This window comes from Pseudooceanicola nanhaiensis DSM 18065 (genome assembly GCF_000688295.1).
Lineage (GTDB): Bacteria > Pseudomonadota > Alphaproteobacteria > Rhodobacterales > Rhodobacteraceae > Pseudooceanicola > Pseudooceanicola nanhaiensis.
Map to the genome: position 1 here is coordinate 338,918 of NZ_JHZF01000013.1, position 14,677 is coordinate 353,594.

General features: G+C 67.1%; 13 protein-coding genes. 7 read left to right on the forward strand and 6 right to left on the reverse strand.

Going from position 1 to position 14,677, the window contains the following annotated elements:
• Positions 1–13: 13 nt before the first annotated feature.
• Positions 14–2,719, reverse strand: coding sequence for a preprotein translocase subunit SecA (secA, locus tag Q344_RS0111715; protein WP_028286869.1), 2,706 nt, complete (start codon positions 2,717–2,719; stop codon positions 14–16).
• Positions 2,720–2,907: 188 nt separating this feature from the next.
• Here secA and Q344_RS0111720 point away from each other — a divergent pair, with 188 nt between their 5' ends.
• From Q344_RS0111720 to Q344_RS0111740, 5 genes are all read left to right on the forward strand, one after another.
• Complete coding sequence (locus Q344_RS0111720) at positions 2,908–3,807, forward strand: peptidylprolyl isomerase (RefSeq protein ID WP_028286870.1); 900 nt, start codon at positions 2,908–2,910, stop codon at positions 3,805–3,807.
• Positions 3,808–3,814: 7 nt separating this feature from the next.
• The gene (gene argJ / locus Q344_RS0111725) at positions 3,815–5,041 is read left to right on the forward strand and encodes a bifunctional glutamate N-acetyltransferase/amino-acid acetyltransferase ArgJ (RefSeq protein ID WP_028286871.1); all 1,227 of its coding nucleotides are present in this window, start codon (positions 3,815–3,817) and stop codon (positions 5,039–5,041) included.
• Positions 5,038–5,436 carry an 8-oxo-dGTP diphosphatase MutT gene (gene mutT / locus Q344_RS0111730; protein ID WP_028286872.1) on the forward strand — a complete coding sequence of 133 codons (399 nt, stop codon included), beginning with the start codon at positions 5,038–5,040 and terminating at the stop codon, positions 5,434–5,436. Before argJ ends, mutT begins: the two co-directional genes overlap by 4 nt.
• A 188-nt stretch (positions 5,437–5,624) precedes the next feature.
• A complete protein-coding gene (locus tag Q344_RS26360; RefSeq protein WP_169739191.1) occupies positions 5,625–5,768 on the forward strand; it encodes a hypothetical protein in 144 nt (47 codons plus the stop codon).
• Positions 5,769–5,906: 138 nt separating this feature from the next.
• Positions 5,907–6,770, forward strand: coding sequence for a DMT family transporter (locus Q344_RS0111740; protein WP_028286873.1), 864 nt, complete (start codon positions 5,907–5,909; stop codon positions 6,768–6,770).
• Between the two features lie 27 nt (positions 6,771–6,797).
• Here Q344_RS0111740 and infB read toward each other — a convergent pair whose 3' ends face one another.
• From infB to rimP, 4 genes are read right to left on the reverse strand one after another with little or no spacing between them, the layout of a single operon-like run.
• The gene (gene infB, locus Q344_RS0111745) at positions 6,798–9,305 is read right to left on the reverse strand and encodes a translation initiation factor IF-2 (RefSeq protein ID WP_028286874.1); all 2,508 of its coding nucleotides are present in this window, start codon (positions 9,303–9,305) and stop codon (positions 6,798–6,800) included.
• 17 nt (positions 9,306–9,322) lie between these two features.
• Positions 9,323–9,937: an RNA-binding protein gene (locus tag Q344_RS0111750; protein ID WP_028286875.1), complete on the reverse strand. Its 615-nt coding sequence runs from the start codon at positions 9,935–9,937 to the stop codon at positions 9,323–9,325.
• 25 nt (positions 9,938–9,962) lie between these two features.
• A complete protein-coding gene (gene nusA, locus Q344_RS0111755) occupies positions 9,963–11,588 on the reverse strand; it encodes a transcription termination factor NusA (RefSeq protein ID WP_028286876.1) in 1,626 nt (541 codons plus the stop codon).
• 5 nt (positions 11,589–11,593) lie between these two features.
• Entirely contained in the window at positions 11,594–12,184 is a 591-nt protein-coding gene (gene rimP, locus Q344_RS0111760; RefSeq protein ID WP_028286877.1) for a ribosome maturation factor RimP, read from the reverse strand.
• A 220-nt stretch (positions 12,185–12,404) separates the two neighbouring features.
• Between rimP and Q344_RS0111765 the strand changes: the two genes are divergently transcribed.
• Together Q344_RS0111765 and Q344_RS0111770 are read left to right on the forward strand one after the other, a co-directional pair.
• Positions 12,405–13,097, forward strand: coding sequence for a hypothetical protein (locus Q344_RS0111765; protein WP_156954697.1), 693 nt, complete (start codon positions 12,405–12,407; stop codon positions 13,095–13,097).
• 138 nt (positions 13,098–13,235) lie between these two features.
• A complete protein-coding gene (locus Q344_RS0111770) occupies positions 13,236–13,679 on the forward strand; it encodes a PaaI family thioesterase (protein WP_028286879.1) in 444 nt (147 codons plus the stop codon).
• A gap of 4 nt (positions 13,680–13,683) precedes the next feature.
• Here Q344_RS0111770 and pip read toward each other — a convergent pair whose 3' ends face one another.
• Positions 13,684–14,655 (reverse strand): prolyl aminopeptidase, encoded by a 972-nt coding sequence (gene pip / locus Q344_RS0111775; protein WP_028286880.1) that lies wholly within the window; start codon positions 14,653–14,655, stop codon positions 13,684–13,686.
• Positions 14,656–14,677: the final 22 nt, after the last annotated feature.

Below are 14,677 nucleotides of genomic sequence, written 5' to 3' on the forward strand. Positions count from 1 at the left end.
GCGAGGCCAAGGCTCAGAGCGCGCCGTGGCAGTGCTTGAACTTCTTGCCCGACCCGCAGGGGCAGGAATCGTTGCGCGAGGGGTTGCCCCAGGTCGAGGGGTCGCTCTCGTCGAAGCCCTCGATCGCGGCGCCGGGCTGGACCGGATCGGCCTGCACGGCGTCGGCCTGCTTCGCGGCCTCCTGCTGCTGCGCGAGCTGCTGCTGGAAGAAGGCGAATTGCTGGCGCTGCTCTTCCTCGGTCATCGGGCGCACGCGGGAAAGGGTCGCCGTGACCTCTTCGCGCAGCGAATCGAGCATGGATTCGAAGAGCTGGAAGGCTTCCTTCTTGTACTCGTTCAGCGGATCGCGCTGCGCGTAGCCGCGGAAGCCCACGACCGAGCGCAGGTGCTCCATCGTCAGCAGGTGTTCGCGCCACTTGCCGTCGATCGACTGAAGCAGGATCTGCTTCTCGATGCTGCGCATGTTCTCGGGACCGAAGGCCTCGGTCTTCTTGGCCATCATCTCGTCGCTGGCCTTCTCGAGCCGCTCGATGATGATCTCGTCGTCCACGCCTTCCTCGGCGGCCCAGGCCATGACCGGCTCCTCGATGCCCAGCTTCTCGATCACCGCGGCGTGCAGCCCCTCGACGTTCCACTGGTCGGCATAGGCGCGTTCGGGGATGTACTCCGAGACGAGGTCGTCGATCACCTCGTGGCGCATCTCGGTCACCATCTCGGAGAGGTCGTTCGCCTCCATGATCTCCATGCGCTGCTTGAAGACCAGCTTCCGCTGTTCGTTCATCACGTCGTCGAACTTGAGGACGTTCTTCCGCATGTCGAAGTTGCGGCCCTCGACCTTGGCCTGGGCGCGTTCGAGCGACTTGTTCACCCAAGGGTGGATGATCGCCTCGCCTTCCTTCATGCCGAGGCCCGAGAGGACCTTGTCCAGGCGGTCCGAACCGAAGATCCGCATCAGGTCGTCTTCCAGGGACAGGAAGAACGACGACCGGCCCGGGTCGCCCTGCCGGCCCGAACGGCCGCGGAGCTGGTTGTCGATCCGGCGGCTTTCGTGCCGTTCGGTGGCGAGCACGAAGAGACCGCCGGCCTCCTTCACCTTCGCCTCTTCCTCGGCGTGCTCGGCCTCGATCCGGGCGCGGACCTCGTCGGGGTGCGCCTCGGGATTGGCGGCCAGAGCCTCCATCACCTTCATCTCGACATTGCCGCCCAGCTTGATGTCGGTCCCGCGGCCGGCCATGTTCGTCGCGATGGTGATCGCGCCCAGCTTGCCGGCGTCGGCGACGATCTGCGCCTCCTGCTCGTGGTGGCGGGCGTTCAGCACGTTGTGCGGCAGCTCGGCCTTGGTCAGGAACTGGCTCAGCAGCTCGGACTTCTCGATCGAGGTGGTGCCGACGAGGATCGGCTGGCCCTTGGCGTGGGCCTCGCGGATGATCTCGACGATGGCCTCGTATTTCTCCTGCGCGGTCCGGTAGACGGCGTCGTCCTCGTCCAGACGGGCGATCGGACGGTTGGTCGGCACCTCGACCACGCCGAGCGAGTAGATCTCGCGGAATTCGTCGGCCTCGGTCGCGGCGGTGCCGGTCATCCCGGCCAGCTTGTCGTAGAGGCGGAAGTAGTTCTGGAACGTCACCTGCGCGAGCGTCACGTTCTCGGGCTGGATCGGCACGCCCTCCTTCGCCTCGATGGCCTGGTGAAGCCCCTCGGACAGGCGGCGCCCGGCCATCATCCGGCCGGTGAACTCGTCGATCAGCACGACCTCGTTGTTCCGCACGATGTAATCCTTGTCGCGCAGGAACATCTTGTGCGCGCGGAGCGCCTGGTTGACGTGGTGGATGATCGTCGTGCTCTCGGGATCGTAGAGCGACTGGCCCTCGGGCAGCAGACCGCGGGCATGCAGGGTCTGTTCGAGGAACTCGTTGCCCTCGTCGGTGAAAGTCACCTGACGGGCCTTCTCGTCCTTCGAATACATCTCGTCGGTCAGCTCGGGGATGAGCTTGTCGATGGCGATGTAGAGGTCGCTCTTGTCCTGGGAGGGGCCCGAGATGATCAGCGGCGTCCGCGCCTCGTCGATGAGGATCGAGTCCACCTCGTCGACGATGGCGTAGTTGTGCTTGCGCTGGAACATGTCCGACAGCTCGGATTTCATGTTGTCGCGCAGGTAGTCGAAGCCCAGCTCGTTGTTCGTCGCATAGGTCACGTCGCAGGCATAGGCCGCCTTCTTCTCGTCCTGCGGCTGCTGCGGGTAGACGACGCCCGTGGTCAGGCCGAGCGCGCCATAGACCTTGGACATCCATTCCGCGTCGCGCTTGGCGAGATAGTCGTTCACCGTGACGATGTGCACGCCCTTGCCGGTCAGCGCGTTCAGGTAGGCCGGGAAGGTCGCGACGAGCGTCTTGCCCTCGCCGGTCTTCATCTCGGCAATGTTACCCTGGTGCATGAAGATGCCGCCCAGAAGCTGCACGTCGAAGGCCCGCAGGCCGAGCGCGCGCTTGGCGGCTTCCCGGCAGTTGGCGAAGGCCTCGGGCAGCAGATCGTCGAGGCTCTCGCCGCCCATGGCGCGCTTCGCGAGCTCTTCGGTCTTGTCCTTGATCGCCGCGTCGCTCAACGCCTGGAACTCGGGTTCGAGGGCGTTGATCCTTTCGACAAGTGGCCGGGCTGCCTTTACTTTTCGGTCGTTCGGCGTCCCGAACACCTTTTTGGCAATAGTCCCGATACCCAGCATGACAATTCCGATCCGGTCGTTGACGACATCGTGCGAAAGCGCGGGGTTGTCTGGCTTCGGCCCCGCCCATAGAACGGGCCGGAATGGCCACCCGCGCCTTTAACACAAGGCGATGTAAGGGTGGGACCCATGACTGTCAACGCTGGGCGCCGGGGCATCCGGTCGCGTGGCACGAAGGAAGGAACACCATGCCGACCACCAACATGATCCGGGCCGGTCTTGCCGCCGCCCTGCTTGCCGCGCCGCTGCCGCTCTGGGCGCAGAGCGAGACCCCGACCGAAACGCCCTCCGAAACGCCGGGCGCCGCGGTCGAGTCCGCTGACATCGATACCGTCGTGGCCACCGTCAACGGCACGGAGGTCACGCTGGGCCAGATGATCGTCCTGCGCTCCGCCCTGCCGCAGCAATACAACCAGCTGCCGCCCGAGGTCCTGTTCAAGGGCATCCTCGACCAGCTCGTCCAGCAGATCCTGCTCGAACAATCCTACGAGGGCGAGACGCCGAAAGCCGTGGCCCTGTCGCTCGAGAACGAGCGGATGGCCCGCATGGCCGGTGTCGCGATCGAGGAGTTCCTGAAGACCGCCGTGACCGACGAGCAGATCCAGGCCGCCTATGACGAGAAGTACGCGGAAACCGAGGGCAAGGAATACAAGGCCCGCCACATCCTGGTCGAGACCGAGGACGCGGCCCGCGAGCTGATCTCCCAGCTCGACGACGGCGCCGACTTCGCCAAGCTCGCGCAGGACAATTCGACCGGCCCGTCCGGCCCGAACGGCGGCGACCTCGGCTGGTTCGGCCCCGGCATGATGGTGAAACCCTTCGAGGAGGCGACCGTCGCGCTCGAGCCCGGCGCCTACACCAAGGACCCGGTCGAGACCCAGTTCGGCTGGCACGTCATCCTGCTGGAAGACGTCCGCGACCAGGCCGCTCCGGCGCTGGACGACGTCCGGGCCGAGATCGAGGCCGAGCTCCAGAACGCCGCGGTCGAGGCGCATATTGACGCGCTGACCGAAAAGGCTGAAATCGATCGCAGCGGCGCCGAGAGCATCGACCCTGCGCTGCTGTCGAACATGGACCTCGTGGAGTAAGCAGCCAATGGGCAAGTATCCCGTCTCTCCCCTCGCACCCGCCGCCTTCCCGGAGCTTCCGGTGATCCGCGGCGCCTCCTTCGCCACAGTGGCGGCGGGGGTCCGATATGCGGGGCGGACGGACGTGATGCTGGCCCTGCTGGCCCCCGGCACGCAGATGGCGGGGGTCTTCACCCGGTCCTCCACGCGCTCGGCCCCGGTGCTCGACTGCCAGGCCAAGATCGGCGGCGACAGCGAGGCCGGCGCGGCGATCGTCGTGAACTCGGGCAATGCCAACGCCTTCACCGGCAAGAACGGCGTCACCGCCACGGAGGCCGTCACCAGGGGGGCCGCCGAGGCGCTCGGCCTGCCGGTGGAGCGCATCTTCACCTCCTCGACCGGCGTGATCGGCGAGAAGCTCCCCGCCGAACGGATCACCGCCAAGCTGGACGAGCTGAAGGCGGCGCTGGACGAAGCTGCGATCGCGGTGGCGGCGAAGGCCATAATGACCACCGACACCTATCCCAAGGGCGCCGCGGCCGAGGTCTCGATCAACGGCGAGACCGTGAAGATCGCCGGGATCGCCAAGGGCTCCGGCATGATCGAGCCCGACATGGGCACGATGCTGGTCTACATCTTCACCGACGCCAGGATCGCCCGCCCGGCCCTGCAGGACATGGTCTCCGCGATCTCCGACAAGACCTTCAACTGCATCACCGTGGACAGCGACACCTCGACCTCCGACACGCTCCTGATGGCCGCCACCGGCGCCTCGGGCGTCTCGGTCGAGGCGGGCAATGCGGCGTTCGAAGAGGCGCTGCACGGCGTCATGCTCGACCTCGCGCAGCAGGTCGTGAAGGACGGCGAGGGCGCGACGAAATTCGTCGAGGTCACCGTGACCGGTGCGCGCTCGGATGAAGAGGCGCGCATCCACGCCAAGTCCATCGCGAACTCGCCGCTGGTGAAGACAGCCATCGCCGGCGAGGATCCGAACTGGGGCCGGATCGTCATGGCGATCGGCAAGTCCGGGGCGGAGGCCGACCGCGACCTCATCACCATCCGCTTCGGCGACGTGCTGGTGGCCGAGAAGGGCTGGGTCGCCGAAAGCTACCGCGAGGAAGACGGCGCGGCCCACATGAAGGGGCAGAACCTCTCGATCTCGGTCGATCTGGGCCTGGCCGAGGGCGCGGCCACGGTCTGGACCTGCGACCTGACCCACGGCTACATCGACATCAACGCCGATTACCGCTCGTGAAGACCGTCCTCGTCTCTGCCGTCGCGCTGATCGACGTCGACGGGCGCATCCTCCTGACCCAGCGGCCCGAGGGCAAATCCCTCGCCGGCCTCTGGGAGTTTCCGGGCGGCAAGGTCGAACCGGGCGAGACGCCCGAGGCCGCGCTGATCCGGGAACTGCAGGAGGAGCTTGGCATCGACACCTGGCAGAGCTGCCTCGCGCCGCTGACCTTCGCCTCGCACAGCTACGAGGATTTCCATCTGCTGATGCCGCTCTTTGCCTGCCGGAAGTGGAACGGCACGCCGCAGGGAAAGGAAGGTCAGGCGCTGAAATGGGTGCGTTCGAAGGACCTCAGATCCTACCCGATGCCGCCCGCCGACGAGCCCCTCATCCCGATTCTCCGCGACTGGGTCTGACACAACATCTTTCCAGTCCCGATGCCCCCTGCCCCGCATGTTGTCGGGGCAGTCGTGTGTCTTTTGAACAAGATCACGCAGCGTCTCCTAAAATTTGAGCAGAGTTCAGATGCAAACTTGGTGATTTGGCCAATGTTTTGGTGTAATTCTGTCGTTACATTTCCTTTGTGGGGAGGAAAGAAGGGACCATGCAGAGAACAATCACCGTGGGGAACTACGTGTCGGTGCAAGGCACGTTCGTTCGTCAACTGCCCGACGGCCGGATCGAAGTCCGCGTCGGGGACAAGATCTTCGCAGGCTTGCCTGTGACCCGCCAGACCACGGCGGCCTGATCAGGACGACCCCGGCGCCGCAGGGTGCCGGACCGGACGACGCCAGGGCGGTCCCCTTGGGGTCCGCCCTTCGCTTTTCCGCTGGCCCGCGCCGCGCCAACCGCTAGGATCGCGCGGGGAGGCGGCAGGCAGCATTCCATGGACATCCTTCTGGTTCTGACCGCCCTCGCGGCAGCGGTCTTCTACGCCTTCGGCATCGTGCTGGCGCCGCTTGGCCTGCGGGTCGCGCCGCCGGTCGCCGGGGGTGCCGTCTCGGTCCCCTCCTCCGCGCTCTTCTTCCTCTGCCTTGCGCCCTTCACCATTGATGTCGGCAGCTACGATCCGCACGGACTTGCGCTCTTCACGCTGGCGGGCGCGTTCTTTCCCGCCGTGGTGACCCTGCTGAACTTCGCCGGGAACGTCCGTCTCGGGCCGAACCTCGTCGGCGCGCTCGGCAACCTCACCCCGCTCTTCGCGGTGGCGATCGCGGCGGTCCTCCTGGGCGACGTCCCGGGCCCGTGGCAGGTGCTGGGCATCCTCGCGGTCTGCGGCGGCCTGCTGATGCTGGCGCTCGAGCGGATGCGCCTGCACGCCGGGGCCGCGCTCTGGGTGCTGATGCTGCCGCTCGCCGCGGCCGTGCTGCGCGGGGCGGCGCAGCCGATCGTGAAGCTGGGTCTGGAAAGCTGGCCCGACGCCTTCGCGGCGACGACGGTGGGCTACGTCGCCTCGGCCATCGTGCTGGTGTCGGTGCGGCGCGTCGTCTCTCCGGCGCCGCTGCCACGGGACCCCCGCGTGCTGTGGTACTGCGTGATCGGCCTGTGCAACGGGCTTTCGGTGGTCTTCCTCTACACCGCCCTCACCCACGGACCGGTGACGGTCGTGGCCCCGCTCATGGCGACCTATCCGCTGATCGTGATGGGATTGAACCGCGTCATCCACGGCGACCGGGCGCTGACCCCGACGACATTCGCCGGGATCGCCATATCGGTCGCCGGGGTGGCGGTGGTGCTGGCCGCCGGATGAGGCGGCCAGCGGGGCGGGACGCCGGGCTTACGCCAGCGTCCGCGCCACTTCCTCGCGGGTGAAGATCTCGATGACGTCGCCGGGGCGGATGTCGTCGTAGTTCTCGAAGGCCATGCCGCATTCCTGGCCCGACTGGACCTCGGCGACTTCGTCCTTGAAGCGCTTCAGCGTCTTCAGCGTGCCTTCGTGGATCACCACGTCGTCCCGCAGCAGGCGCACACCGGCCGAGCGCCGTGCGACGCCCTCGGTGACCAGGCAGCCGGCGACCTTGCCGACGCCCGTGACCTTGAAGACTTCCTTGATCTGCGCGTAGCCGATGAAGTGCTCGCGGATCTCGGCGCTGAGCAGGCCCTCGGCCGCCGCCTTCACGTCATCCACGAGGTCGTAGATCACGCTGTAATAGCGGATTTCCACGCCCTTCTGGTTCGCCGACTGGCGGGCAGGCGCATTGGCCCGGACGTTGAAGCCGAAGACCGGCGCGCCCGAGGCTTCGGCAAGGCCGATGTCGCTCTCGGTGATGGCGCCGACGCCCGAGTGCAGCACGCGGACGCGCACCTCCTCGTTGCCGATCTTCTCCATCGCCTGAACGATCGCCTCGGCCGAGCCCTGCACGTCCGCCTTGACGAGGATCGGCAACTCGGTGACGTCCTTGTCGTCCTTGGCCTTCTGCATCAGCTGTTCGAGCGTGGTGGCCGCACCGGCTGCCGCGCGCTTGTCCTTGGCGGCCTGCGCACGGTACTCGGCGATCTCGCGGGCCTGCGCCTCGGTCTCGACGACGTTCAGGACGTCGCCGGCCTCGGGCGTGCCGTTGAGGCCGAGCACCTCGACCGGAACCGAGGGCCCGGCGATCTTCACGCGCTCGCCACGGTCGTTCTCCATGGCGCGGACCTTGCCCCACTGTTCGCCGACGACGAAGATGTCGCCCTGGTGCAGCGTGCCCTTCTGGACCAGCACGGTCGCGACGGGGCCGCGGCCCACGTCGAGCTGCGCCTCGATCACCGCGCCTTCGGCGTTGCGGTCGGGGTTGGCCTTGAGCTCGAGGATCTCGGCCTGCAGCGCGATGGATTCGAGCAGCTCGTCCAGGCCCTGGCCGGTGTGGGCCGAAACCTCGACGTCCTGCACTTCACCGGACATCTTCTCGACGATGACCTCGTGCTGGAGCAGCCCGGCCCGGACCTTGTCCGGATCGGCCGCCGGCTTGTCGATCTTGTTGATCGCGACGATCATCGGCACACCCGCCGCCTTGGCGTGGTTGATGGCCTCGACCGTCTGCGGCATGACGCTGTCATCCGCCGCCACCACGAGCACCACGATGTCCGTCACCTGCGCGCCGCGCGAGCGCATCGAGGTGAAGGCCGCGTGGCCCGGCGTGTCGAGGAAGGTCAGCTTCTGGCCGGCCTCGGTCTCGACCTGGTAGGCGCCGATGTGCTGGGTGATCCCGCCGGCCTCGCCCGCGACGACCTTGGCGTTCCGGATCGCGTCCAGAAGCGAGGTCTTGCCGTGGTCGACGTGGCCCATGATCGTGATGACCGGGGCGCGCGGCTTCATGTCCTCGGGCTTGTCCTCGGAGGTCGTGATCACCTGCTCGACGTCGGAGTCGGAGACCCGGACGATGCGGTGGCCGAATTCCTCGACGATCAGCTCGGCGGTGTCGGCGTCGATGGTCTGGTTCTGCGTGACCATCATGCCGTTCTGCATCAGCGCCTTGACGACATCGGCCACACGTTCGGCCATCCGGTTGGCAAGTTCGCCGACCATGATCGCCTCGGGGACCTGAACGTCACGCACGACCTTCTCGCGCTGGACGGGGCCGCCCATGGCTTTCTGGCGCGCACGCTCCTGCTTCCGCTTCATGGCGGCCATGGATTTCTGCCGGCCGCCCTCGCCGCCGAGCGCCTGGTTCAGCGTCAGCTTGCCCGAGCGGCGGTTGCCGTCGTCGCCACGGCCCTTGCCGCGGCCGCCGCGATCCTCGCGGTCGGCACGTTCCGGCGTCTTGGCCTTGGCCGGCGCGCCACGACCGGCACCGCGGCCGGGCTGGTCCTCGCCGGGGGCCGGGGCGGGCGCGGCGGCAGCGGCAGCCGCGGCCTTCGCCGCATCTTCCGCCTCGCGCTTCTGGCGCTCCTCTTCCTCGGCCTTCGCCTTCAGGGCCTCTTCCCGCTCGCGTTCCTCGCGGGCCTTGGCTTCCATTTCCTCGCGGCGACGTTCGCGTTCTTCCTCGCGGGCCTTCTCCACGGCCTCGCGCTGCGCGGCTTCCTCGACCTCACGGGCCTTGGCGGCCTGAAGGGCCTTCAGCCGGCGCTCCATCTCGGCGTCGGAAATGCCCGCGGGGCGGCGCGACGGGTCGCCGAGGGGCGTGCCCCCGGGTCCGGTCTTGCCACCGCTCTGTCCGGGCTTCGTCGGCACCACGACACGCTTGCGCTTGGTCTCCACCACGACGTTCTTCGTCCGGCCATGGCTGAAGCTCTGCTTCACGTTCCCCGACCGGGGACCGCCGCCACGAACACCCAGAGTTTTCTTCCCGTCTTGGTCGCTCATATACGTCTTACATCCTTTCAGGCGGGCCGCTGCCCACCGGGGTCGGCCCGCAGGCCCTTCAGCCTTTGCGCCTCCTCTACAACACGTTTCGCCAGACCGCCAGCCGCCAAAGCCGCATGCACAGCCTGTTGACGGCCGAAGGCCTGCCCTATCTCCGCCATCGTCAGCCAGCCGATGAACTTGCCGTAATGGGGCGTCGAAAGTTTCGACTTGCCCCGTCCCGAGCCATCGCTGGCCTGTATCAGGACCGTGGCGCGCTCCTTGTCGAGCCAGTCCTTAACCTTCTCGTAACCTGCGACCGCGTCGCCAGATTTCCGCGCCAGCCCAAGCAGTTCCACCACATGGCGGGCGACCGCGCCTTCGACGATCCCGACCAGATCGTCGGGCAGTTCGACCAGCTGTCGCGCGGCGCGGGCAAAGGCCTTCTTCTTCACCGCCGTCTCGAGCGCCGAGCGGTCGGCGCTGACCCAGATGCCACGGCCGGGCAGCTTTTCCAGCACGTCCGGCACGACCAGCCCGTCGGGGCTGACCACGAATCGCACCAGGCCGCCCTTGGGCTGGACCTCGCCCGTGACGATGCACTTGCGTTCCGGCCCGTCGGACCTGTCCTTCTCTGCACCGCCACGACTCATTCCGCGCGCCCCCCGGGTCGGGGCCTCAGGCCCCGATCTCCTCTTCGGAGGCGTCGTCTTCGCCGTCGGTTTCTTCCTCCTCGGACACGAGGTCCGCGGGATCGACCCAGCCGAGCGAGACACGCGCCGTCATGATCAGGTGCTGCGCCTCGTCGAGGGACATGTCGAACTTCTCGAGCAGGCCCTCGTCCTTGACGCGTTCGCCGTCCACCGTGGTCCAGCCGCCGGCCAGTTCCCAATCGGCGCAGGTGGCGAAATCTTCCAGCGTTTTCACGCCGTCCTCGGCCAGCGCCTCTACCATCTGGGGTGTCAGGCCCTCGAAATCAATGAGGCTGTCCTCGACGCCCAGCTCGCGGGCGTGATCGAGCGCCGCTTTCGCCTGCGCCTCGAGGTAATCGCGGGCCCGGGCCTGCAGCTCCTCGGCGGTGCCTTCGTCCACACCGTCGATGACCAGCAGCTCGTCCTGTTCGACATAGGCCACCTCTTCGAGGTTGGTGAAGCCTTCCGACACCAGCAGCTGCGCGAAGAATTCGTCGAGGTCCAGCGTGTCCATGAAGAGCTTGGTCCGCTCCTCGAACTCCTTCTGGCGACGTTCGGATTCCTCGGCCTCGGTCATGATGTCGATGTCGAGACCCGTCAGCTGCGAGGCCAGGCGCACGTTCTGACCGCGGCGGCCGATGGCGAGCGAGAGCTGCTCGTCCGGCACCACGACCTCGATCCGCTCGGCGTCCTCGTCCAGAACCACCTTCGACACCTCGGCCGGCTGCAGCGCGTTCACGAGGAACGTCGGCAGGTCCTCGGACCACGGGATGATGTCGATCTTCTCGCCCTGAAGCTCGTTCACCACGGCCTGCACGCGGGAGCCCCGCATGCCGACGCAGGCGCCGACCGGGTCGATCGAATTGTCGTAGGACACGACGCCGATCTTGGCGCGCGACCCGGGGTCGCGGGCCACGGCCTTGATCTCGATGATGCCGTCGTAGATCTCGGGCACTTCCATCTTGAACAGTTCGGCCATGAACTCGGGCGCGGTCCGGGACAGGAAGATCTGCGGCCCGCGGGTCTCGCGACGGACATCCTTGATGTAGCAGCGGATCCGGTCGTTCGGGCGATAGGCCTCGCGGCCGATCTTCTCGTTCCGGCGCAGGATCGCCTCGCCGGTGCCGACGTCGACGATGACGTTGCCGTATTCCTCGCGCTTGACCTGGCCGTTGATGATCGTGCCGACGCGGTCCTTGAATTCGTCGTACTGGCGGTCGCGCTCGGCTTCGCGGACCTTCTGGAGGATGACCTGCTTCGCGGATTGCGCCGCGATCCGGCCCATCTCGACCGGGGGGACTTCCTCGACATAGGTGTCGCCGACCTTCGGCTCGGCCATGTACTGCCTGGCCTGCTCGACGGTCATCTCGGCCTGGTAGTTCTCGAGATCTTCATCCTCGACCACGGTGCGGACGCGGGTGAAGGTCGCGCGGCCGGTCTTGCGGTCGATCTTCACGCGGATGTCCATCTCGGAGCCGTAGCGGCTCTTGGCGGCCCGGGCGAGGGACTCTTCCATCGCCTCGACGACCAGACCGGGGTCGATCATCTTTTCGCGCGCGACGGCCTCGGCGGTTTGCAGCAGCTCGAGCTGGTTTGCAGAGGTGATTGCCATTGTCCTTAGTCCTCCTCGGAACCACTGTCCGCCTCGATCTCGTCGAAGGCGTTTTCGTTCAGAACACCCGCATCCTTGCGGGCCTTGAGCATTTCCTTGATCAGATCGTCGGTCAGGACGAGCTTGGCATCGGCGAGCCAGTCGAACTGGAGCCCGATGGTCGTGACCTCGTGCCCCTGGTCGAGGTTGATCAGCACCTCGCCGTCCTCGACACCGGCCAGCACGCCCTTGAAGCGCTTCTGGCCGCCGATCATCTGGCTGGTCTCGAGCCTTGCCTCATAGCCCTCGAAGGTCTCGAAATCCTTCAGCCGGGTCAGCGGGCGGTCGATGCCGGGGCTGGAGACCTCCAGCGCATAGGGGTCGGTGATCGGGTCCTCGACATCCAGCACGGCGGAAACCGCGGTGGAGATCTGGGCGCATTCGTCCACCTCGATCCCGCCGCCCGGCCGCTCGGCCATGATCTGCAGGGTCTTGGTGGTGTTGCTGCCGCCCATCAGACGGACGCGGACCAGTTCGAACCCCATGTCCTCGATGACGGGGGTCACGATCTCGGCCAGGCGCCGGTCGATGGCGGCTTTGGCGATGAGGTCACTCATGGGATGTCGCACTCACTGGGATCTGGGCACAAAAAAACGGGCGCGCGGCCCGTCGATGCATCCGGTGGAATATCGGGGCCCGAGGACACCGACACGCCGCTGTTGAGCTGGCATATAGGGGGAATCGGGGGGCGGCGCAAGTCCGATCTCCCCGTCTTGCCCGAAACGGTGCGCCGGGGCAGGATTTCCTCCGACGGATGTGCGGAAATCGGGGGTGATCATGCGCGGAGATCCGACGGACCAGGTGGTGGCCGCCTATTACAGGGTGCGGCAGATGCTGGGCGCGCTCGGCGTGGGGCTGCCGTTCATGCTGCTCTTCGCGGGCTGGGTCGAGGAGGGGCGGATCCTGCCGTCGCTCTCGGATTACTACCACACGATCCAGCGCGACATCTTCGTGGGCTGCCTCTTCGCCATCGGCACCTTCCTGATTGCCTACCGCGGCCACGACCGCGCGCCGGGTGAAACCGTTTCGGACGAGATCCTGACGAACATCGCCGGCATCTCGGCCATCGCCATCGCGCTCTTTCCCAGCGAGGCCGAGGCGCAGGAGGTCACCACGCTGACGCAGGCGGCCTTCGGGCTCAGGGCGGCGGTGCTGGGGCACTACCTGTTCGCACAGGCCTTCCTCTATTCGCTGGCGTGGATGTGCTTCGTGCATTTCGGCCGGACCGGCAGCCCGCGGCGCCGCGCCGTCTACCGCGGCTGCGGCCTGGCCATCGTCGCGGTCGGGATCGTCGCGACCCTCGCCGCCATCGGGCGGCGGTTCGGATCGGAGGCGATCCACAGCTTCGTGATCGACAATTCGATCGTCTTCTGGTGCGAGGCGGTCGGCGTCTGGGCCTTCGGCATCGCATGGCTGACGAAGGGCCGGGCCGAGATGCTGCTGACGCGGCGGCGGACCCGGGTGGCCTAGCGGGGCTCCGTTCGCGGAGAATTCCAGGACCCATGGAGCGGAGGCGCTTCAGATGGCTGGCGGGTGCCCGTGCGCCCTCCCGTTCGGTCAGGCCGCGTGCTAAGGGCGGGGCGATTTCAGCCTGACGGATCCCTCACCATGACGCTCGACCCCCAGACGCCGCAGACGACACCACCCGGAGAGGGCTGGGAGCAGATCGAGGACATCGGCTTCCTCGACCTCGTCGGCCCGATCTGGCGGCAGCGCGCGGGCGAGGTCTATCACTACGGCTTCCGGGCCGAGCCGCGGCACGCGAACCTGAACGGTGTCGTGCAGGGCGGCATGATGATGACGCTCGCCGACCGCGGCATGGGCCGCACGGTGCGGATCGCCCATGACGACCGGCCCGTCGCGACGGTGCATTTCAGCTATGATTTCATCGCCCCCGCGCTGATCGGCCATTTCATCGAGCTGCATCCGAAGATCACCCGCCAGACCGGGTCGCTCGTCTTCATGGAAAGCGTGGTGATGGACGGCGAGACGCTGATCGGCCGGGCCAACGGGGTCTGGAAGAAGCTGAAGGCGAAGCCGAAGACCGACTAGGCGCTCAGGCCTTCGCCAGCCGGTCCATCGTCTGCACCAGCTCGGCGCTGATGTCGGGTTCGGAAAGCGCGTGGCCGGCGCGGGCGATCATCCGGATCTCGGAATTGGGCCAGGCCGAGGACAGCTCGTAGGCCATCCGCGGCGGGCAGATCATGTCGTAGCGGCCCTGCACGATCACGCCGGGGATGTGCGCGATCCGGTCCATCCGGTTCAGGATATGCCCGTCCTCCTCGAGGAAGCCGCCGTTGATGAAGTAATGGTTCTCGAGCCGCGCGAAGGCGCGGGCGTAATCGCCCGGCGGCTCGCCACCGGCGCCGTTCGACGCCATCGAGGCCAGCGCGTTCTCCCACTGGGCCCAGGCGCGGGCGTATTTCACCTCTTCCGCAATGACGCCCGAGAAGAGCCGCCGGTGGTAGGCCGCGATCAGGTCGTCCCGCTCGTCCTCGGGGATCAGCCCCTCGAACCGGGCCCAGATCTCGGGCCAGAACCGCCCCGCGCCGCCGGCATAGAACCAGTCGAGCTCGGATTGCGTCATCATGAAGACGCCGCGCAGGATCAGGTTGGTCACGCGGTCGGGATGGGTCTGCGCATAGACCAGGGCCAGCGTCGCGCCCCAGGAGCCGCCGAAGACCATCCAGCGCTCGATGCCCAGCGTCTTGCGGATCGTCTCGGTATCCGCGACGAGGTGCCAGGTCGTGTTCGCCTCGACGCTGGCATGGGGCCGCGACCGCCCGCAGCCGCGCTGGTCGAACAGGATGATCCGGTAATGCGCGGGGTCGAAATAGCGCCGCATCGCGGGGCTGGAGCCGCCGCCCGGACCGCCATGGAGCACGACGACCGGCTGCCCTTCGGGGTTGCCCGACTGCTCCACATAGAGCACATGGCCATCGCCCACCTCGAGCATCCGGCGGTCGAAGGGATCGACGGGCGGGTAGAGGAAATGGGCTGCGTTCTTTTGGCCGCGATACTTGTCCATCATGGCCCTATATAGACAGGCA